Annotated in this window: 19 protein-coding genes; 7 read left to right on the forward strand and 12 right to left on the reverse strand. The window is 37.1% G+C overall.

Annotation, left to right across the window (positions count from 1 at the left end):
- Position 1: 1 nt before the first annotated feature.
- Positions 2-1,075 (reverse strand): ABC transporter permease, encoded by a 1,074-nt coding sequence (locus IGK21_RS06630; RefSeq protein WP_034697946.1) that lies wholly within the window; start codon positions 1,073-1,075, stop codon positions 2-4.
- Positions 1,076-1,381: 306 nt separating this feature from the next.
- Between IGK21_RS06630 and IGK21_RS06635 the strand changes: the two genes are divergently transcribed.
- The 5 genes from IGK21_RS06635 (at position 1,382) to IGK21_RS06655 (ending at position 6,280) form a co-directional block, all read left to right on the forward strand.
- Positions 1,382-2,401: a tyrosine-type recombinase/integrase gene (locus tag IGK21_RS06635; RefSeq protein ID WP_161637824.1), complete on the forward strand. Its 1,020-nt coding sequence runs from the start codon at positions 1,382-1,384 to the stop codon at positions 2,399-2,401.
- A 158-nt stretch (positions 2,402-2,559) separates the two neighbouring features.
- Positions 2,560-4,080, forward strand: a complete 1,521-nt coding sequence (locus IGK21_RS06640; protein ID WP_034866587.1) for an AMP-binding protein — start codon at positions 2,560-2,562, stop codon at positions 4,078-4,080.
- A gap of 336 nt (positions 4,081-4,416) precedes the next feature.
- A complete protein-coding gene (locus IGK21_RS06645; protein ID WP_181914983.1) occupies positions 4,417-5,217 on the forward strand; it encodes a hydroxymethylpyrimidine/phosphomethylpyrimidine kinase in 801 nt (266 codons plus the stop codon).
- Between the two features lie 3 nt (positions 5,218-5,220).
- Complete coding sequence (locus tag IGK21_RS06650; RefSeq protein WP_181914984.1) at positions 5,221-5,709, forward strand: ECF transporter S component; 489 nt, start codon at positions 5,221-5,223, stop codon at positions 5,707-5,709.
- 16 nt (positions 5,710-5,725) lie between these two features.
- On the forward strand, positions 5,726-6,280 hold the full coding sequence (locus IGK21_RS06655) for a TIGR01440 family protein (protein WP_034697955.1): 555 nt from the start codon (positions 5,726-5,728) through the stop codon (positions 6,278-6,280).
- 168 nt (positions 6,281-6,448) lie between these two features.
- Here IGK21_RS06655 and IGK21_RS06660 read toward each other — a convergent pair whose 3' ends face one another.
- The 11 genes from IGK21_RS06660 to IGK21_RS06710 all read right to left on the reverse strand — a co-directional run bounded on the left by IGK21_RS06660 (position 6,449) and on the right by IGK21_RS06710 (position 18,990).
- On the reverse strand, positions 6,449-8,098 hold the full coding sequence (locus IGK21_RS06660; RefSeq protein WP_181914985.1) for a glycoside hydrolase family 13 protein: 1,650 nt from the start codon (positions 8,096-8,098) through the stop codon (positions 6,449-6,451).
- 381 nt (positions 8,099-8,479) lie between these two features.
- Entirely contained in the window at positions 8,480-10,714 is a 2,235-nt protein-coding gene (locus tag IGK21_RS06665) for an AAA family ATPase (RefSeq protein WP_181914986.1), read from the reverse strand.
- A 21-nt stretch (positions 10,715-10,735) separates the two neighbouring features.
- Entirely contained in the window at positions 10,736-11,215 is a 480-nt protein-coding gene (locus IGK21_RS06670) for a DUF6530 family protein (RefSeq protein WP_181914987.1), read from the reverse strand.
- A gap of 158 nt (positions 11,216-11,373) precedes the next feature.
- A complete protein-coding gene (locus IGK21_RS06675; RefSeq protein ID WP_010719160.1) occupies positions 11,374-12,222 on the reverse strand; it encodes a DegV family protein in 849 nt (282 codons plus the stop codon).
- Positions 12,223-12,379: 157 nt separating this feature from the next.
- Complete coding sequence (locus IGK21_RS06680) at positions 12,380-13,993, reverse strand: polysaccharide biosynthesis protein (RefSeq protein ID WP_161652405.1); 1,614 nt, start codon at positions 13,991-13,993, stop codon at positions 12,380-12,382.
- A 151-nt stretch (positions 13,994-14,144) separates the two neighbouring features.
- Positions 14,145-14,462, reverse strand: a complete 318-nt coding sequence (locus IGK21_RS06685; RefSeq protein ID WP_010737579.1) for an AzlD domain-containing protein — start codon at positions 14,460-14,462, stop codon at positions 14,145-14,147.
- Complete coding sequence (locus tag IGK21_RS06690) at positions 14,455-15,243, reverse strand: AzlC family ABC transporter permease (protein ID WP_010719157.1); 789 nt, start codon at positions 15,241-15,243, stop codon at positions 14,455-14,457. Before IGK21_RS06690 ends, IGK21_RS06685 begins: the two co-directional genes overlap by 8 nt.
- Before the next feature lie 191 nt (positions 15,244-15,434).
- Positions 15,435-16,367: a cation diffusion facilitator family transporter gene (locus IGK21_RS06695; RefSeq protein ID WP_010719156.1), complete on the reverse strand. Its 933-nt coding sequence runs from the start codon at positions 16,365-16,367 to the stop codon at positions 15,435-15,437.
- 138 nt (positions 16,368-16,505) lie between these two features.
- Positions 16,506-17,573 (reverse strand): hypothetical protein, encoded by a 1,068-nt coding sequence (locus IGK21_RS06700; RefSeq protein ID WP_181914988.1) that lies wholly within the window; start codon positions 17,571-17,573, stop codon positions 16,506-16,508.
- Positions 17,570-18,469, reverse strand: coding sequence for a viral A-type inclusion protein (locus IGK21_RS06705; protein ID WP_181914989.1), 900 nt, complete (start codon positions 18,467-18,469; stop codon positions 17,570-17,572). The genes IGK21_RS06700 and IGK21_RS06705 overlap by 4 nt, the downstream gene beginning before the upstream one ends.
- A gap of 329 nt (positions 18,470-18,798) precedes the next feature.
- On the reverse strand, positions 18,799-18,990 hold the full coding sequence (locus tag IGK21_RS06710) for a hypothetical protein (RefSeq protein WP_010719153.1): 192 nt from the start codon (positions 18,988-18,990) through the stop codon (positions 18,799-18,801).
- A 156-nt stretch (positions 18,991-19,146) separates the two neighbouring features.
- Between IGK21_RS06710 and IGK21_RS06715 the strand changes: the two genes are divergently transcribed.
- Positions 19,147-20,649 carry a DUF1846 domain-containing protein gene (locus IGK21_RS06715; protein ID WP_094940296.1) on the forward strand — a complete coding sequence of 501 codons (1,503 nt, stop codon included), beginning with the start codon at positions 19,147-19,149 and terminating at the stop codon, positions 20,647-20,649.
- A 230-nt stretch (positions 20,650-20,879) separates the two neighbouring features.
- Complete coding sequence (locus tag IGK21_RS06720; protein WP_034697966.1) at positions 20,880-22,061, forward strand: NupC/NupG family nucleoside CNT transporter; 1,182 nt, start codon at positions 20,880-20,882, stop codon at positions 22,059-22,061.
- The last annotated feature ends 152 nt before the right edge of the window (positions 22,062-22,213 follow it).

Here is a 22,213-nt window from a genome sequence, read left to right on the forward strand (position 1 = left end):
TTTACCCTCCTATGGCGGTGATTGGGTCCACTTTTGTGATCGTGCGTATTGAGAAGACGCCGCCTACAACTGCTACAACGAGTAAGACCCCACTATATAGCAACCATTGTGTCCAAAAAATAGCGAATGGCATCGCACTTGGTAAAAACAAGCTAGTTAGATAAGCAGCTAGAACTGCTAAGGCGACACCAATGACTCCAATAACAAATGACTGTGCAATCAACGATTTAGCAATAAATGAATTGCGAATCCCTTGAGCTTTCATTACGCCAAAGATCGCCGTTTTTTGTAAAGTGATGACATACATAAAAATGCCAACTACTGCTGCTACGACAAGAAACAAGAAGTAAACCATTGCATTTAGTGTCATATTTTGTGCAGAATAACCTGGAAGACTTTCAATAAAATCAGGAATCGTCAGTTTTTGTAAATCTTTTGATGCGCCATCTTTATCAATTGCAGCTGATTGTTTGGTCACGATCGCATTGATCGGCTTTTTGTCATCTGAAGCAAACGGTTGGGCTCCATATTTTAATTGTGTCCAAGTTTCTAGATCTGTATAGATGACTGGTGAGACCGTATAATAAGTGGCAGGAAAAATTCCAACGATCGTAAATGCTTGGTCATCGCTACCGATTTTGATTTGATCTCCCAACTTATATTGATCTTGTGCCAGATTTTGGGAGATAATTATTTCATTTTTCTTATCAAACATCCGACCATCTGTGATTTTAGGTAATAAAAAGGCATCGTTAGTCGTACCAAAGACTGTCACATTTTCTTTGTTTTTGCCCTTGATTGCTCCACTGAATAAGCCAATCGGTGCTTTTTCTTTCGCATTTACTTGATCAAGGTCACCTCTTGTCAATTGAGATGCTGCAAACACTTGATTAGCATCTTCGGACAAAACGATTTCTTGAGCACCCCAATCATCAATCGCTTTTTTAAATTCTTCTGCTAATCCACTTGCTAGACCTGATAGCATGAAAACGACATAAGCAATCAAGAACATGATACCGATAATGAGTCCGTATCGTAGTTTTGCGTATTTCATTTCTTTCATTGCTAAAAACATTACTTTCCCTCCTACATTTTCCTTTTTCGATAGTGACATTTTGTCACTGTAGAAAAGTATAGCGCAACAGTGACAAAATGTCACTAAACAAAACTCATGAAACAATTCGTTCATACTATAAGATCATTGTCTTCCTGTTTATTGGTTACAGTTTTTCTTATAGTTGGCGATGTTACTATATATATGAATCATGAGCAAATAAACGTTGGTATAAATAGATATCAGTAAAAGGAAATAGAAGAAAAACGAAAAATAAGCTACAATAATAAAATAGAACACCGGTTTGAACAAAAAGGAGGTTCTTTTATGGATCAAAAAACACGAAAACACATTCAAGAAAAGTTAAAACAACGCATCGCACAGCTTCCTCCTATTTTCCAAGAATTTTTAAAAGAAAATCAAAAAAAGCTTTCATTAAGCAGTCGTTATGAATATGCAAAAGATTTTCATTTATTCACGGATTATCTTCACGAAGCTTTAGATCAAGAGATCACAGATGAAGTTATTCTTTGTCTTGAAAAACAAGACTATTTAAATTTTTTAGACAAAGTCTATCAGCATACTCGTTCGTTTCAGACCACAGCTGATCAACAAACAAACCAGTTATTTAAAAATAGCTATTATGGTCTTTCGCGAAAACAATATTCGTTAAATCATTTTCTACGGTTTTTGTATCAAAAAGGGTTATTGACTGAAGAAATATCTCTATTAGGAAAAACGCTCCCTGAAACTACTGCTGCAGCGCCTCGATTCATAGACGCCTCTTTGTTTCAAGACTTTGAGCATCTGTTTATTCCTATGAATGGCTTTAACTCTTCACGAGAAGCACGCTTTGAAAAAAGGAACCGACCAAGAAATTTAGCGATCGTAGCTATTCTTTTATATTGCGGGTTAAAGATCCATGAAGTCGTTGAATTAAAAAGAAAAGATATTGACTTAAATAAACAAATCATTCATCTTAGCCGTAAAAAAAATCGTCTTAATCAGTCGCCAATTCCCAATGAAGCACTGCCATTCATTAAAAACTATTTAGCAATAACTGATACTGGGACAGGACCTGATTCTTTTGCTTTTCGTTCATCTCATGACCAGCAAATCTCTCCACGGACGATTCGCCAAATACTAAGTAAAATCACTGTATATAAAAATATTTCGCCAGAATTATGTCGTAAAACTTACGGGTACTACGTTTCCCTTTATTTTGATGATCTGGATATCGTCAATTTCCTTTATGGTAATCGTTATATCAATGAACATTCATTTGAAGAAGTCCATCAAAAGATGTTAGAGTTCTCTTACAAGGAAATAACAAGTAACAAAAAATGAAATAACGAAATATAATTCATTTTTTCACAAAGAAAGCTGTTTTTTATTTAGGGTTTGTGCTAAGATTATAGCTGAATTTGCAAAGTAAACGATTTAATTCACAAGTTTTCTTACTTTGCTTACCAACTTGTCTATTAAATGAAATCGGAGTGTGACTTATGGAAACAATCGCTTATTCCCCACTAAATCTTTTTTCTAATTTTCAAGAAGCAGCGAATGCTACACCAGATGTACCAATCATCTTTGACCAACCCTTAGCAGCTTTTCCGGAACTTGGTTTTAAAAGCACTTACAAAGATACCTGTCAACTCGTTTTGACTCGTGCCTATCAATTAGCTCATTTGGGTGTCGGACTTGGTGATAAGGTCATGATCTACAAAAGTTCAGCTTTTGATACTTATTTATTAGCTGTAGCAACAGCTTATCTTGGGGCGGTACCAGCAATGATCTCTTATCACTTCCCTACCCCCACTTTAGAAGTCTTTGTCGACCGTTTAGAAGATCCATTTATCCTTTTTGATGATGAAACGGCTGAACGAGTGGCTGGCATTTCAAATGGATCAAAAGAAAAACAAATTGCTGTTTCTAAACTATTGACTCAACCAGCAGAACCAGTGGCACAAAATCAATTGGGGAACGATGAAATTTCTTATATGACCCATACTTCAGGAACCACAGGTATTCCTAAATTGATTTGTCATTCTGCTCATTCAATGGGCTGGCGCACGAAATGGCAAAAAACTGTCTTTACTAAGATCGCAGAGAAAAAACTTGTGGCTTTCCATATCTCTCCTGTTCATTCTCGCTTCAATATTGGTATTTCTTCGTTAATGGCGATGGGCTTTCCAATGATGCCGTTAGCGGATGCTCAAGGGGAAAACGTTGTGGCCATGTTAAAAGAAAATCCACCGATTGCACTTGAAACACATCCAAACAACTTTGTTCAGTGGAGCTTTACAGCGAAAGAATACCCAGAAGCTTTTGCTGGTATTCGTTATTACCATTCCACTTTTGATGCGATCAACAACTCTACTATGGAAACATTCTTACGGACTTCTCCTAATCAAGAAGCTGTTTTCTTACAAGTTTATGGCCAAAGCGAATGCGGACCGATGATTTTAAAAGCTCATACATTAGAGAGTTTAAAAACGAGTAATGCGAGAGACATGGGTGTGGGACTTGGCGACTTAACCAAAGCGCGGATCGCAGATGAAAATGGGAACGTCTTACCTGCTAATACAGATGGACACATCCATTTATTATCAAAAGGTCGTGCATTAACTTATTATAAAGAAGATGCTCGTTTCCAAGAAAATGTTTATGGTGCTTGGTGGGACAGCGGTGATTACGGCAGCATGGATGAACAGGGGCATTTGTTCTTAAAGGATCGTCAAGTGGATTTGATCGATACAATCAATAGCAATTTAGCGATCGAAGATTTCTTGTTAGACTCATTAGAATTTCTATCGGAAGTGGTCATCGTTCGTGATAAAAACAATGCACCACAACCATTGATCGCTCTTGCTCCTAATCACGAAATGGATTGGGATCGTTGGTGGAAACAAGTGCATGAGTTACCTCGATTGAATACGCCGATTATCAGAGATTATGAAGATATCCCACGGACTGCAACGATGAAAGTCCGTCGACTACAAATTGAAAAAGAATTAAAAGCATAATAAAAAGAACACTGACGTTATCCTCTTACCTAGCAGGTATAACGTCAGTGTTCTCTTTTGTTTAACCATTTTTCAGTTGTTAAAATTGTAGGAATGACAAAAAAGATTCAATTTATTGATAATCATATCTAATGAAGTTGTTCATTTGAGTATGCATAGCTTATGTTTTCTTCTAGCTGTTAAGTTGCCAACAATACAGTGTACTTGTTTCATTCAGATGATAGATAAATTTTGGTGATCTAAAGACTACGCAAAATTGGATGACATAAAAATATGCCAATTGGCTGTTTTCTTTTCTAACAACTTTCGTTATACTCTTTTCGTGGAGGGAAAACAATGAGAAAAATACTTACAATTGGTGGTTCTGACCCTTTTGCCGGTGGAGGAATTCAATCCGATTTGAAAACTTTTGAGAATTTTCAACTTTTTGGAATGAGCGCACTCACCTGTGTAGGCATGTTAGACGAAAACAACGCATTCCTCTTAGAAAATCTACCTGCTAAGTGGTTGGAACAGCAACTTGCTTCGATCCAGAAGATGACAGACTTAGCGGGTATCAAAATTGGCTTATTGCATTCTCTTGAAGCAATCATGATCGTCCGAGATTTTTTAAAAAAGCACCCTCAAATCCCAATCGTTCTTGATCCGGTTTTAGCTTTTAAAGAAACTACTTCATTAGCGAATCAACAGTATATTGAGTGCTTAGTGAAAGAACTCTTCCCCCTTGTTGATCTTGTCACGCCCAATCTTAAAGAAGCGGCTCTCCTTTCTGGAAAGAAAAAAATTTCAAGCATCAATGAAGTGATAGAGACAACCAAATTTATTCATACTTTAGGAAGCAAAGCGGTCGTTGTTAAAGGTGGCTCTGGGATCCATGGCGATGAAGCAATCGATGTTTTGTATAGTCATGACGGACTAACCACTTTTACAATGGAAAAATTAACACGATCAACGGTGAATGGCGCAGGATGTACCTTTTCTTCTGCTATTACAGCGAATCTCGTCCATGGCTATACGCTCCCACAAGCCATTCAACGAAGTAAAAATTACGTTTATCAATGTATTTTAAACGGTGTTGAAATGAATGATCAAACGGGCAGTGTCTGGTCTGGCGGTAACATCAAAGGAGGGATTTAATCGTTGAATACGAAACGAATGACAATTTATGCCATGCTGATCGCTTTAACAGTAGCATTATCTTTAACAATTTTGGTACCAATACCAGCAACTAACGGCTTTGTCACGCTCTGCGAAGCTGGCATCTACACCACTGCTTTATTATTTGGTCCAGTTGGTGGGTTCGTTGTCGGTGCCTCAAGTGGTTTATTCATCGATTTACTGTCAGGTTATCCGCAATGGGCCCTTTTTTCATTATTGATCCATGGTTTGCAAGGATTGGTCAGTGGCTATTTTGCCGAAAAAACAAGCAAAGGTCGATTTGTCGGTCTTTTTATCGGTAGTTGTCTGATGATTAGTGGCTATTTTTTAGCAGGTTGGTTTTTATATGATTGGCCTGTGGGGGTAGCTTCTATTCCTGGAAATATTTTTCAAAATATTGTAGGGGTTGGATTGGCTTTACCACTCACTCAAGCTCTAAAACGAACGAGAGTACAAAAAGAAAGTAAGTAATGAAAGGAAGAATAAAATGAGCATCACAGAAGAATCTTTAAAACAAGAATTAACCAAAATGGTCAACGAGGTATTAGCAGAAGCAAATTTAAAATCTGGCGATTTATTTGTATTAGGATGTAGTACCAGTGAAGTGGTCGGTGGACAAATTGGTAAAAACTCAAGTGCTCCAGTTGGACAGTGGATTATCCAAACGATTAGAGAAATATTGCAACCTTTAGGAGTCGCTTTAGCTGTTCAAGGATGTGAACACATTAATCGAGCCCTTGTCGTCGAACGCTCCGTAGCAGAGCAAAAACAATTTGAAATTGTTTCTGTTGTACCAGCCTTACACGCTGGTGGCGCTTGTTCAGTAGCAGCGTTTGACCAATTCGATGATCCAGTAGAAGTGGAACATGTGGTAGCGCAAGCTGGGATCGATATCGGTGATACTTCCATCGGTATGCATGTCAAACACGTTCAAGTACCTGTTCGACCAAGCAGTCAAACATTAGGAGCCGCGCATGTTACAGCTCTGCGTTCACGTCCAAAATACATTGGTGGTCCGCGAGCTGAGTATGAAGTGATTTAAAAGAATCAATTAACTGATAACCTACCTAATATTTATGTAAATGTTATTCTTTATTATAAAATATTCACTTATTATCTAATTTCTATAAAGGTACAGTCACCCAACTTCATACAGTATGTCAAAAAAGTTTGCCTTGGACTTCATTAGAAAGCTCAAGACAAACTTTTTTTAGTTTCTTTTTTTACTGTTTACAAATAATTTCGCTTCATAAGGATCAAGCTTACCCACTCGTTCAAATACACGTTCTTCTTGATTCGTGAGAAGTAATTCCCAAGGAACATCAACTTCATTCGGTAATGAATATTCCGCTACTTCACTCGTAAGATTGACCATAATCAGATAGTTTTTATCGGTAAATGATCGTTCATAAACATAGAGTTGGTCGTGTTCAGCGAGATATTCTTTGAATGAACCATAGATCAATCCTTGATTTTCACGACGGATGCGGATCATTTGTTTGTAGAAAGATAAGATCGACGAAGGATCGTTTTCTTGTTCTTCTACGTTAAGTGTATGATAGTTGGGATTTACCATCAGCCAAGGTTCGTTTGTTGAGAATCCGGCATATTTTTCTGATCCCCACTGCATAGGTGTTCGGCTATTGTCTCTTGTTGTATCAGCAACGATATCTATAGCTTCCTCAGGAGATTTTCCTTCTTCTAGCAATTGGTTATAAAGACGTCTTGAATCGACGGCATCGATTTGTTCGATGGCAGTAAACGGCATATTCGTCATACCGATTTCTTGTCCTTGATAAATAAATGGCGTGCCTTGCAGGAAAAAGTACATCATTGCGACTGCTTTTGCTGATTTTTGCCAATAATGTTCAGGATCACCAAAAACAGAAACTGAACGAGGTGTATCATGATTTTCCATATAAAGTGCATTCCAACCCTTACCGTCTAAAGCGGTTTGCCAGGCACTTAACGCTCTTTTTAAATTGATAACATCAAGTTTCCCTTCTTTTTCGTGCTTCCAAATCGAGATATGGTCAAATTCAAAGATCATGTCAAAATACCCATCAGCGCCGACCCATTCAGGACCTTCTTCAGCTGACACCCCACTAGCTTCGCCAACAGTCATAATATCATAGTCATCAAAAACATCTTTTAATTCATTTAAGTGTTCATCGATCCCGGAAACATTTTGAAAAGGAGAAAAGGGGTTTTCAGTTGCTTTAACAGAATATTCATCTTTTTTCACATGGGAAATCGCATCTAAACGAAACCCATCGATCCCTTTATCTAACCACCAGCGAATCATAGAAAAAAGTTCATTTTTTAATTTCTCGCTTTCCCAATTCAAATCAGGCTGCTCTTTAGCAAAGACATGCAGATAATATTGTTTCGTCTGTTCATCATATGCCCAAGCTGAGCCACCAAAAATCGATTGCCAGTCATTCGGAGCGTTTTCAGGTGTTCCATCTACCCAGATATAGTAATCTCGGTAAGGATTATCCAGTGACTTCTTTGATTCAATAAACCACTCGTGTTGATCAGATGTATGATTGATGACTAGATCCATAATGATTTTGATTCCTTGTAGATGTGCTTCTACCAGTAATTGATCAAATTCGGCCATTGTTCCAAATTTTTCTAAAATATTTTGGTAGTCACTAATATCGTAACCGTTATCAATAAAAGGTGAAGAATAAACTGGATTGATCCAAATAAAATCAATCCCTAATTGTTTTAAATAAGAAAGCTTTTCACGAATACCATTGAGATCCCCAATGCCGTCTCCATTACTATCCATAAAACTGGCAGGATAAATCTGGTATCCGACCGCTTCTTTCCACCAAGCTTTTGTTTGAGTCATTGTTTTCTTCCCTTCTCTTTTTCTCTATTATAAAACAATGCCACTATTTTTTGTTGATGTTACCGATAACATCGTTTTCTCTTTAACAGTTTCCTTTTTTGTTTCGTTATCTGGTTTGCAGAATGTGAGGATCTAACAGTCGATTAACGATCAAAAAGAGTCTGATAGATAAACTAAATGGTGTTTAACCATTCGCTACAATGCGTTCATAACCTCTTCCCTTTGTTCCAGCAGTCGCTCTAACAAAAAAACAAGCCGGAAAATCCAAAAATAGGAACTATTTTCGAATTCTTCGGCTTGTTCTCAGAGCTAGGAACTTCTGTCACAATCTCTCTTAGTCGATGAATGGACTTATACGTGACTCCAGCTATTTTCAGCTATTTACAAATAGCGAGCAATCAATTGGATCAATTGCTGTGGTAACTCGTTGATGTCTGTCATATCAATGAAACGATTTTCCCCATATATCTCTTTGATTTCTTTTTGATCCTGTCCAATCGCAGCAGCCACAAAGATGACTCCTTGACGGTCATATTCAGACAGAACGCTTTGGATATCTTCCCTTGCCTTCTTCCCAGTATAGTCTGGCAAAGCTTTAGGCTGGCCATCACTAATCGAGACCAGCAATTTAGTCGTGGCAGATTCTTGGCTTAGTTTGTTAGCGATTAGTCTCAAACTGGCACCATCACGATTATTTTGTCGTGGTTTCATCGTCACTAACTTCTCATCTAACCATTGGAAATCATCACTAAATTCTTTATAAGAAAAAATTGAGGTCTTTTCTCTCGTTGAGACATCTGCTGTATCTCCATAAATCATTAAAGGAATATTTACACGTTTAGCAAATTCTGCGATGGCGATCGCTGCTTTTTTTGCTGCTTCGATTCGTTCATCTCGAATCATTGAACCAGATTCATCAATCCTTAAAGCCACTGCCAATGAAGGTTGTTCGTGGGGGGGATTTTTCTTATCAAAATAACCTAGGTCATTATAGGCCACACGACTCGCATTGAACCGTTGTCCTTCATATTTTCCTTTTTGATAAGTCGTTGATTCATCATTTTCCAACAAATCTAAAATTTGACGGCTTAATGTTTCAACGATCGGTAAAACTTGTTGTCTGATTTGTTCTGCTTCTTGTGCTTTGAGTTCAAATTTTGGTCGATGAACGATCAGTCCTTCTTTTTCGTGCATCGTCCCCTTCATTATTTGTCGTGCTTCTTTCGTTAACTCACGTTTGATTTCTTTGTCATAAGCCTCCATATCAGAGGCAGACATTTTTTCTGAATTATCTTCTGCTTGTTGCTCCTGTTGCCCCTGACCTGAAACTTCTTGACTTCGTTCTTGTTCAAATGAAAAAGACTCTGCCTTTTTTTCCTCTTCAATCTCAGCATTCTCCACTGGTGGAGTTTCTTCTTCGATCTCAGGCGACTCATTTTCCATTAAAGACAACGTTTCTTCTGCTAGTTGATCAATATTACGTTCATCAGCTTCTTCATCGTTAAGGATTCTGCCTCGATTTCTTGAAGCTTCTTCTGAAAGACGTCCCCACTTTATTTGCCGTAATAATTCACGAAGTTCTTCAAGAAGCCCACTTTGTTCTAATGCTTGGGTTAATATCTCCAATTCTTCTGGAACAGTGGTCAATTTATAGAGAACTTTAGGATAAATCGATTGGAAAAGATCTTGCCCTTGTTTCCAAGTATTTGCCCAATAAAAGTAAGAACGCATACCAGCCACTCCCTTGATGGCATTCGCTTTGGCAGTATCATCTAATAAACGAATGATCTCCGCTAATTTCAAGAGCAGTTCAGGTTGTTGAATCTTTGTCTTACCTAAGGCTCGCTCAGCCATTACTTCAAGTGAAGGTAAATCCATCTTCTCAGCATGTTGCATCCGATCTCTCAAAGATTCATTCAACGGACGATTACCTTGGTAGTTCCGATTGGTTGTGATGATGATGACGCAATCTGGATGACGGACGACGACACCCGTGGGTAAATTCAATAATCCATTTGGCTCAAGAGCGGAATTTAAAGCAACTAATACGGAAGCATCACGGATCACCGTTGGCTCTTGGATTTCTAACAAATACCCTTTTTCGATCGCACGAACAATTTCAGAGGGATAATATTTATAGCGAACGTTACTATTTTCATTTTGTTCCATCCGCTTGATGAAATCAGCCAGTTTGGATTTAGCCATTTCTGTACTAAGATTATAATGATGTTTGATTAACCGTAATACCGCCTCTAATGTCTCTGTTTGGTTGATTGCATCAATCAATTCTTGATCTTCATCTACGTCAGACTCAACAATAGGCAATAGCGCACCAAAGACATCTGATTTATCCATATCCGCAAAACAAGTTATTTTCGTATAAGGAAGTTGTAAATCAGCCGAAAGAGCTTTAGCCAGTTGCGTTTTTCCTGACCCAGCATCCCCTTCAAGCAAGATGTTACTGATCTTCATTTCAGGATCATTCCAGTTTTCAAAGATTTCAGCTGCGATTCTTTGTTCTTCTTGACTGGTTCGATGACTCGTTGGCTTTTGCCAAATCATTTGTTTTTCAACACTTGAAAATTGACGGTCTTTTGTCAGTGAGAAATCTTCCAATGTACCTCACTCCTTTTTTCCTTAATACCCTAAATCATCTAAAAGACGTTTCAAAATTCGGAAACGTTCTCCGATCAATTCGCCATCTTTTTGTAACGTGTCATAATAGAGCATAATATCTTCATCGATCTTAGGATTTTTGGTATCCACTTCAACCGTCATTCGATTCCCTTGAAGTCCGATAATATCGACAACTGGATTTTCAGGATCATAAAATTTTTCATAGCGATACGCATCTTGAAAATACAAACTCCCTTGCGCAGCTAAAATTGCTAGATCTAAGATCCGAGTGATTGGTAGTTCTTCCGATTGGTGTGACCATTTTTCACCCGTATGGCGCCATACCTTGCCTGAAATATCAACTTTTCCACGATCATTCCATTGTGCTAACCCTAAAGATAGTCCTTTAGCATCCGTATGCAAAGCATTTCTACCATCAACTTGATCATAGTCTTCAACGACAATAACAGGTTTGTGTTTTAAATTTGTTGGGATTTCCATCTAAATCCATCCTTTCTCTTTTAGTAAATTACTAACCTAGTGATTTACTCATTTACTAAACTTTTAAGGATTATACGCCTTATATAGAAAAAATGCAAAAAAAGCATCGTATCCCAATGAATGAGAGACGATGCTTGCATTGAATTGAATAATCTAAATTATTGCGCAGAGATGGCAAGCCCGATTGCTTTTTCTCCTAAGTGACTACCAATCACTGGACCAAAATGACCAATCTCAATGTCAGCATGCGGGTATTGCTTTTGTAATTTTTCTTTTTCTTGTATGGCAACTTCCAAATTATTTGCATGAATCACATAAAGTTTAACAGGTGGTGCAATTTCCTCATTTCGCATGCCGATGACTTTTTCGGCACGAGCGAAAGCTTTTTTACTTGAACGGATTTTTTCAAATAAAACGATTTTTCCTTCTGAAAAAGTCAAAATCGGTTTGATTTTAAGCAATCCACCTATCAATGCAGCCCCATTAGTCAAGCGTCCACCGCGTACTAAGTTGTTCAAGTCATCCACGATGAGATAAGCATACGTATTATCTCGGATACGATCGATATGTGCGATAATTTCTTCAAGAGATTGACCTTTTTGATTTAAATCTAGAGCAGCTTCTACCATGTGACCCATTGGCATACTCGTGATCTTAGAATCATAAGGAACGATTTTTACACCGTCAATGTCGTTTTTCATAGCATGTAATGTGTTGACAAAGCCGGAGATCCCAGAGGATAAATGGATACTTAAGATGGTATCGTATCCTTTTCTTTTCAGTTCTTCGTAAAGCGCCAGTACTTCTCCAACTGCAGGTTGTGAAGTGGTCGGGAAGTCTTTGCTTTTATTTAGAAGCCCATAGTATTCGTCAGCTTCTATGTCTATTCCTTCATTGTAGATTTTCCCATCCAAAATGACAGGGATCGGAATAACGAACAAATCAGGATGATTTTGGATTCGTTCAGGCAAATAAGCCGTACTGTCAGTAACTACTGCAAGTTTCATTTATTTAATTTCCTCATTTCAAAGAATTTTACCAGTCTATTTAACTATATCATAAGAAAGATGACATTTGAACCTCTCACTCAAAAAGTGAGAGAAACAATCACGTCCCTCTCACTTTCTGTAGCTTTAAAAAATTATCATGAACTGGATGTTGTTCCTAATTTTTGGTTGAGTGATGCCGATGATGGAAGTTTTTAAGTAATTGGAGCCCATTTCTGCCAAATTGAGCAAAGAGAAATGTCAGCCCACCTATTCCACCAAGGCCAACACAATAAACAACAGCATGGGCTTTCGACGTCATCGTCAATTGGAGGTTCAATAGGATAAATACAATCGAACAAAGAACCAGCATCAACAAGGTTGAGCGGAATGTTTTAAGAAAGAAAAATCTGATTTTAGCTAGAGGTGCGATTCGATACTCTTTACACATATAGAAATAACCTCTGATAAACACGATCGCAAAAGCCATTGTGTTTGAAAAACTCATACCATAACCGCCAAATAGTGCTAATCCAATCACTTGAAAGACAATTTTCAAAATAATCGCTTCAACGGTCAGCCGAATCGCAATCATATGATGGCTAAGTGATTGTAACATCGTCGAAAGAATCGTGAACAATGAAAAGAATAATGAAGCGAGTAAGGCAAATTGGAAATAGCCGACACTATCAGGATCATATCCAAAAAATAAGGTATACAATGGACCCGCCAATAATGACATCCCCGCAAGAGAAGGAAGTAAAATCAAGACAGCAATTGAAAAACTATCTCCTACTGTCTTTTCAATTTGCAAACGATCTTTTTTTCTCAAAGTACTTAAAATCGGCAAACTGCTGATTGCGACTGTACCAACCATAGAAATCAAGATCAATGTCAACTTGTTGGGATTAACTGACGCTCGACTAAATAAAAATTCCAATTGTTGATTCGTGATTTCAGGTCTGAAAAAATGCAACAACGGCTTCATCGTCACTTGGTCAATCATTTGCACGATGGTAATAACAGATCCCACAAAGATGAAAGGTAAAGTTTCACGAATGATCGATACCGACTCTGCCCGATTTTCATGCTTGAAATAACGACTAGAGATCAAGAAATCTTTTAATTTGAAATAATCATTTTTTATTCCAACGAAATACATATGGATAATTGCTGCTAACCCACCAAAGAAGGATGCCACTGTACTGATCAGAACAGCTTCTAAAATCGTTCCATCGGTCAAGACGCGTAAGTAAAACGTTCCTGCTAAAATGACCAGGACACGAACCGCTTGTTCAATGATTAGTGAAGTCCCATAAGGTCTCAGATTGTTTTTCCCTTGAAAATAACCTCTCATTGCACTAAGAACTGGAATGGCGATCAATGACGGACACAAACTACGAATTGCTAAGATCCCATTATTTACATTTGCAATTGGGCTGATTCCTGCAAGCATCGGGGCAAAAAGATACATCAGCACAGCAGAAATGATCCCAATGACAAACATGATATTGATGGTACTGCGAAAAATCGTTCGACAGCCCTGTTCATCATTTTCTTTCGTTGCTACAGCGACTTTTTTAGCAATCGCATTAGGAAACCCAACTGTTCCCAGCATCAGGAACAAGCCATAAGGTAAATAACCTACATTGTATAAAGTGGTCGCTAACATTCCTTCTTGATTGTTCCCCATCATACTTAGCCATGGGATCAAGTAAACAACACCTAATACCTTACAAAGCAAATTAGCAAAGGTTAACCAAAATGTTCCTTGCATCAATTTTTTATTCATTAAATTTTCCTCAACTATCTATATTTAAATCAATACCTTTCCCATTATAGCAAAAATTCAAAGAAGGACAAATCATCCTTAAAATTTTAATAAAAAAGGCAAAAAAAAAGCCATTCTCTAAAACTAAGAGAAGGCAAAATTTTGGAACTGTTTAAAACATCGACAGCAAAAATACCGAAGCAAGTCCAGTTACTACTGATAATGCCATAGAATGAGTTTTATACGCCACGCCAACTACGAGAACCATAGCTAAGATTTTGATATTCCAAGCAATGGCTAAATGTTCATGGGTAATAAAGACATCCTTGAATGCTAAAGCTGCGAATAGCGCAACAGGCACATATTTCATCCATTCACTAAACCATGAAGGGACTTTCCGATGGGTAAAATAGAGCATCGGGAATAGTCGTGGCACATAAGCCACCACGAATAAACTAAGTACTAAAAGAATAAGATACGTCTTAGTCATGATGTTGACTCTCCTGTTCTGGGAAGTTGAATAGTGGTTCATTGACATGTTTGCCACGATTTTTTAATCGTTTTAATTTTTTTGCCTTCTCTTTTTTGAAAGCTTTCTCTAAAGCAAACCCTGCAAAAGAGGCAATCACCGTCGCAGCAATTAAACCTAATGTATTTTGGAACATGACCATGAAAGTAACGCCTAATACACCAGAAAACAATCCTGTAAAAATGAGCAGCTTATTTTTCATTTGCATGACAAACATGAAGATAAACATCGCAGTCAGTGCAAAGTGAACGAGATCAGCATCTACATGGATAACAGAACCAAACATGTTTCCAATCATGTTACTACCTGTCCAAGAAGCCATCGAAAACCAATTTACATATAAAGCTTTACGCTTATTCCATGTAGGATCAGTTGAATATTTAAGATAATTAACCGCATAATTTTCATCATTTAACGATTGTGAAAATACCGCCAAGAATAGTCTCTTTTCTTTCTTCATAAAACCTGAAAGACTCGACCCTAACAATGTGTAACGTAATTCCAAGAAAAATACCATCAAAAGTGTCGTTGCAAAAGATGCTTGAGTTGTTAGCATCGAAGCAACTAAAAATTGCGCTCCACCCGAAAATACTAATATGGACAACAGACCGGTTAAGATTGGATCAAAACCCACTTTTTGCAATAAGACCCCACAAGCTAACCCAACTGGTATATAACTTAAGCAAAGTGGCATTACTGCGTGCAAAGCCTGAAGCCATGGCGCACTTTTCTTTTTATTCATCAAAATGTCTCCTTCAATTACAACAAATAAACAGCGGACTCATTGTAACATAAAAAAACGAAATTGTAGCCGTTTTATCTAAAAACAATATTATATTTTTCTCATTTTAAGCTTGAATCTTGAAATTTTAAATCATAAACAAGTTATTTTTATGCAACATAAAAGCATTTTTTGCTGAAGAATCAGCATGGTCATCTTCGATAATTAGGGTCATATTTATCAGTTTCAATATAAATATAAACTTTTTTATCATTTAAAGACTGACGAATCGTTTCTTCAATGTTATTGATGATTGCATACGATTCATTCTCTGGGTGATCAAAGATATCGATTTTAGCAGCTACCAATACCTCAGTTGGGCTCAGATGAACGGTCTTTACATCGATCAAACGAGAGACTTCCGGACGCTCAAAGGCTTGCTTGATTTTAATCAAGTCACTCGTTGTCACACTTTCACCAACAATCAAACTATAAAATTCTTTTGCTAAGAAAATGGCAGCTCCCATCAACAATAATCCGATCAATAGGCCGCTAATCGCATCAAACGCCGCAATTCCTGTTACCATCGTCAAGACTGTTCCTACTAAAGCAAGAATGAGTCCGATCACAGCACAAAAATCTTCAGTAAAGATGATCAAAATTTCACTGTGACGACTTTCTCTCAAAAATTTCATCAATGATAACTTTTCGGTATTCAACTCATGGATTTCTTTCATAGCGATACGTAATGACGTTCCTTCAATGGCTAATCCAAAAATTAAAATAATGATAACGATCAATGAGTTATCAACTTCATGCGCTGGATGGGTCAATTTTTCAAAAGCTTCCATGACTCCCAAAGCTCCCCCACCAAAAAAGAGCATGGTTGCCACAATTGTGCTAAAAAAATATTTTGCTCTTCCTTCGCCAAATTGGTGTAATTCGCTTTGCCCTCTATTCGCTCGTTTATCCCCAAAAAGCAAAAGGATTTGATTGCTGCAATCGACGATACTATGAATACTTTCATTCAGCATTGCCGCACTTCCACTAATGGCATAACCGACAAATTTACTGATTGCAACTAAAATATTCGCACCTAATGCGGCAATCACAGAGAACATCCCGCTCTTTTTAAAATTTTCCATCTTATTTCCTTCTTTCTTTTCTTCTCAACAGTTTCTCAGTTAACTATCTCTCGGAAGAACCGTGTGATCTATTGCCTGCAGACGGAACAAAAAACATGCGGCAATCTCTCTAAGGATTGCCACACGTTTATATCCTGTCTAAGCCTTTCGAACCATCAAAGGAACCAAAAATTCGTAATTGATAAAGAAATCAATCACTGATCGATGGTACTCCCCAGAAGAAACTTCAAGCATTGTTTGGTTTTTCTGATTTTTGGAAATGATCATGGATTGTCCTTTATCTAATAGAACTTGGTATTTTTCTTCTCCAATTTTTTCAAAATCATATTGAGGATTTTTCATCGCTACGATAAAGATGTCATCTAGTACCTGGTCAGTCAATTCAAATTGACTTTGAAGATTCAGATGTAACGGTTGGGTGTTATCTAGTAAGGTTTGCTTGACTAAGAAACCTAAGTGACGTGCATGAGCTAATATTTGGTTGAACTTATGATTGAAAATAGTCAGTTGACCAGCAGAGAATACCCGTTCAACAGACCAATAACGAATCAAAGATAACACACGGTCATCCTGAACCGTGATTTCCATCGTTTCTGGTGAAACTTCCAATAAGTTGAGTGATTCCACTTGGTATCGTTGATCAATCGTCGGAAGAACAAAAGAAAATACTAATTGATTGGACTCATTCAAACGATAGTTGATCGAAAAATGTCGTGTTTCCCAAGTATCATAAGTGGTATTAGAGAATTTCAAACCAATATCATTTAAAGGTTTTAGCAACTCATAAGTAAAGTATTCGATCAAACTTGTCTTACCAATCGGGGAAATAGGTTCTGCTTTTAAGATATAGCGTTCAAAAGCATCTAATAATTGTGAAAAGTCCGATTCGAGTAGATATTTCCGTAAGCGTAAATCCGCTAATTCTGCCTCTGCTGTTTCAATCAAAAGAACAATGTCTTGATGGTCTTTTTCTTTTGTTTCTAAATAGACTTGATTTTCCCTCGCTTCATGTGGATGACTGGATTCAATTGCCTCTAATTGTTCAGAAGTGACCTGTTCATTTTCATCAAGCAAATCATCTTCAGAAGCAGAGTGTTTGCTGGAGTTTTCAGGATCTGTTTCTATTGCTTCTTCCGTCACAGTCGTTTCTGCTAACGATTGTGCTTCCAGCTCTTCATTTTTTTCTAACTCTTCATGCTCATTCATTCCTCTACCCCTCCCTCTTGCATCGATACTTCTGGGTTTTTATGTGGGTCAACATTTCCTAAGTAATTCATTAGGAAATGATGGATGGTTTGACTGAACCCTTCTATCCCACCGAAGTAGCGATTGATTTGTCGTTGTTCTTTTTCAACGATCGCTGCACGTAATTGATTCGCTTTTGCTTCGTTAAGTAAAGCAGCTTTTTGATTTTGGATTTTTTCAGGTGCTTCAAGATAAGGCATCCAGCCTAATTTTTCATTCGATAATGCTTGTTTTTGTTTTTTTAGTTCTTGGATTTCTTCATCAATTTTTTTCCGATTTAAGAATCCTTTAGTGTCATCCAGATCAGAGATTTGGCGATCCACTTCTTTTAATTCTTCATCCAGACGATCGATCTCGGCTTTTGCAGTGATGACTTTAGCATCAAGTTCGTTAATTTGTTGACTGTAGTCATCCGGTTCTTGGTTTGCATAGGTGCCCCACTCTTCGTCAATTTGGGGCAAAACGAAAATTTCCGGTAGACTAGCATCGATGCCAATTGTTGGCCTTTCGTGATAATACGTACCGATCTTGTAATAACTCATCGTAGGAGAAATCTTTTCGACTAGCTCCATAAATGGAAATTCTTGAATAAAGCGATCATGGATTTTCCGCATTAATAGCTGATCGATTTCATGGTTTTCATTCGAACTTTTTTTCAATTCCTCATTTAAATGACCATTATACAGTTGATAGATTTCTGGAATGTTTTCTTCACGAACAGCTCTTTCAAATGCTTGTAAATCCTCTAACAGTTGAGATAGATTCGTACTAGCTTTTTCTTTGATATCAAAAAAAGTAGTGTCATCTTCTTGCTGAATGATGATTTCTTCGTTATTTTCTTGTGGTGTTTCTTTCATTTTGATTACCTCCTCACAGTTATCCACTTTCTTGGACAGAAGCACAATAGGTTGAGTTTACTTACTATTGAATTGATAATTTAATAGTACCATTTTATAGAAAAAAATGTTACAAAGGGCTTCCTCCTCTATGTATCTTTTAATCAATATTCATTGATTATCCACCGTTTTGATAAGGTCTGATTATTGTACTTTCACTATTGAATAATCTTACGTATCGAGAGTAAAACAAAAGAGTGGAAAGAGGATTGAAGCGACCTCCAAAAGTTAGATTCTAACTTTTGGGGGTTACTGCAGATCCCCCCACTCTTTTTCACTCAGTAATTTTTTTATTTTTGAGGCAGATCTCTGGTTGTGAAGTGAATGCGCTGATTTTCATCACGAGATAATAGTGTTTCTTCATTCAAATAAGTAAACTTCATCTCTTCTAAATCAGTATTTTCGAGCATTTTTTCATAACCGGTAAAAATCGAACGGATATATTGTTTATATGCGTTTTTCTTTTTCTGTCTTTTTTTCATGTGACACCTTCCTTATCAAAACTATCATACCAATGAATTTAAGATGAAACAAGCCAGATTTGAGATTTTATCTGTTGTTTTAATCCGGTGTTAGTTACTAGTTGACGAAAATCAAAAAAAATGAAAAAATGCTTTAGTACTTAAGGAGGGAATCTCGTGAAAAAAATCGGTTTTGATTCAGAGAAATATATCGAAGAACAATCAGCATATATCCTTGAACGAGTGAATCACTATGACAAATTATATTTAGAATTTGGAGGCAAATTGGTCGATGATAAGCATGCCAAACGTGTTTTGCCTGGCTTTGAAGAAGATGCAAAAATCAAATTGTTACAAAAATTAAAAGACCAAGCAGAAATCTTGATTTGCGTCTACGCTGGAGACATTGAACGTAATAAAATTCGTGGGGATTATGGTATCACTTATGACATGGATATTTTACGCTTGATCGACGAAATGCGTGGCTACGGATTATCTATCAATAGTGTCGTCATTACTCGTTACAATGGTCAGCCAGCTACGAATGTCTTCGTCAATAAATTAGAAAGACGTAATATCAAAGTCTACAAACATTCAGAAATTGAAGATTATCCAATTAATGTTGAAAAAATCGTTTCTGAAAACGGCTTTGGCAAAAATGAATATATTGAGACCAGTAAGCCAATCGTTGTTGTTACTGCTCCTGGACCTGGTAGTGGCAAACTAGCAACATGTTTGAATCAGCTTTATCATGAAAGCCAAAAAGGACAATCAGCAGGTTATTCAAAATTTGAGACCTTCCCTGTTTGGAATGTCCCATTGAAACATCCACTAAACATTGCCTATGAAGCTGCCACTGTGGATTTAAAAGATGTTAATATGATCGATTCCTTCCATTATGATGCCTATGGCAAGGTTGCTGTAAACTATAATCGAGATGTTGAAACCTTTCCAGTAATCAAACGGATCATTGAAAAAATCACTGGTAAAGAATCAATCTATCAATCCCCTACCGATATGGGTGTGAATCGTGTGGGATTCGGAATCGTTGATGATGAAGTTGTGCAAGAAGCTTCTCGACAAGAAATCATCCGCCGCTATTTCCAAACAGAGTGTGATTTTAAAAAAGGATTGATCGATGAGGAAGCAGTAAATCGAATTAAATTGATCATGGAAGAAGTAGGTCTTCAACCTGAAGACCGTCAAGTGGTATTGCCTGCTCATGAGTATGCAAAAACTGTTCAAAATGACAGCAACGATCCTTCTGCGGTGATCGCGATCCAATTACCCGATGAAGTGATCATTACAGGACGCACCAGTTCTTTAATGAATGCTTCTGCTGCCGTCATTTTAAATGCGATCAAACATTTGGCACATATCTCAGATAATATTCCATTGTTGTCGCCACTTGTTCTAGAACGTATTCAAGGGATGAAGTCTTCCGCACTGCATTCTTCCGTTGATACATTGAGCCTAAATGAAGTACTGATTGCTCTTTCGATCAGTGCGGTAACCAACCCTATCGCTCAAGTAGCTTATGACAAACTTGCTGAATTAGATGGTGCTCAAGCTCACTCGACAGTCATCGTCAATAAAAATGATGAACAAACGTTGAAACAATTAGGTATTGATATCACAAGTGCTCCCTTCTATCCATCGGAAAATTTATTTTATCAATAAGCATTGTTTCTTAATAAACAAATAGCTGAATAAACTCTTAAAAGATTTTATTTAAATTGCACCTGAAAAAGTGCAACTGATAATCTTTTAAGAGTTTTATTTTGTTGTATCCGTTTCAATTGAAATGTATGCGTTTCAGTCTAAAAAAGCGATGATAATCTTAGCAAAAAATTAGTATTTTAACGATAAAACGTGTAAAATTAAACGGAATTTTGATTAGGAGTGATAGTTTGAGTCAGATTTTAGGAATTATTGGATTACTTTTTATTTTTAGCCTTGCTTTTTTGATTAGTACCAACAAGAAAGCCATCAAAGTAAAACCTTTACTATTGATGATCGTGTTGCAATTTATTTTTGGTTTTATTTTGTTACGAACGACTTTTGGTACAGCAGTCGTTTCCATGTTAGCGAAAGTATTCGATCATTTACTGGCGTTTGCAGGTGAAGGAGTCAATTTCGTTTTTGCTGGGGTAGCCAATAAAGGCAGTGCGCCGTTTTTCTTAAATGTTTTGATGCCGATTGTTTTTATTTCTGCAATCATCGGGATTTTGCGTTATATCAAGATCTTGCCATTATTCATGAAGGCAGTTGGATTGGGTTTAAGTAAAATCAACGGTATGGGGAAATTAGAATCTTACAACGGTGTTGCTTCAGCAATACTAGGTCAATCTGAAGTTTTTATTTCAATAAAAAAAGAATTGCCTTTCTTATCTGAAAAACGTTTATTTACCATGAGCGTTTCTGCCATGTCGACTGTTTCGATGTCGATCGTAGGTTCTTATATGGCGTTGATCGATTCTAAGTATGTAATTACTGCGCTGGTATTGAACTTATTCGGTGGGTATATCTTGGCCTCCGTCGTTAACCCCTATGAATTAGAAGAAAAAGAAGATGAGTTGATCATTGAAGAAAACAAAGAACAAACTTTCTTCCAAATGCTTGGAGAATATATTCTTGACGGCTTTCATGTAGCGATTACAGTTGCTGCTATGTTGATTGGATTCGTTGCTCTTATTGCTATGATCAATGCCATTTTTAGTGGAATCTTTGGGATCTCTTTCCAAGAAATTCTTGGTTACATCTTTGCTCCACTAGCATTTATCAGCGGGATTCCTTGGAAAGAAGCTGTGGATGCGGGTAGTATCATGGCGACGAAACTTGTGACAAATGAATTTGTTGCGATGACAGAACTAGCCACTGGGAACTTGCATTTTACTGAACGTACAACAGCTATTTTATCTGTCTTTTTAGTATCTTTTGCTAACTTCTCTTCCATTGGAATCATTTCGGGTGCTATGAAAGGTCTAAATGAAGAAAAAGGAAACTTAGTTGCGAAACATGGATTAAAAATCTTGTTGACTGCCACATTAGTCAGCTTTTTAAGTGCAATCGTCACTGGTTTATTAGTCTAAATGATTAAATTTAATTGAACTGTATATTTAAAACACTCTCTTTGCTCTTTAGACGATTTTCTAAAGACTCAAGAGAGTGTTTTTTATAAGACAAAATTTATTGTCGTCCACCTGGAATATCTATGCGAAAAGAACAATTGCTAAAAGAAACT

It is taken from the genome of Enterococcus sp. DIV1421a, assembly GCF_051711025.1.
Lineage (GTDB): Bacteria > Bacillota > Bacilli > Lactobacillales > Enterococcaceae > Enterococcus_B > Enterococcus_B hirae.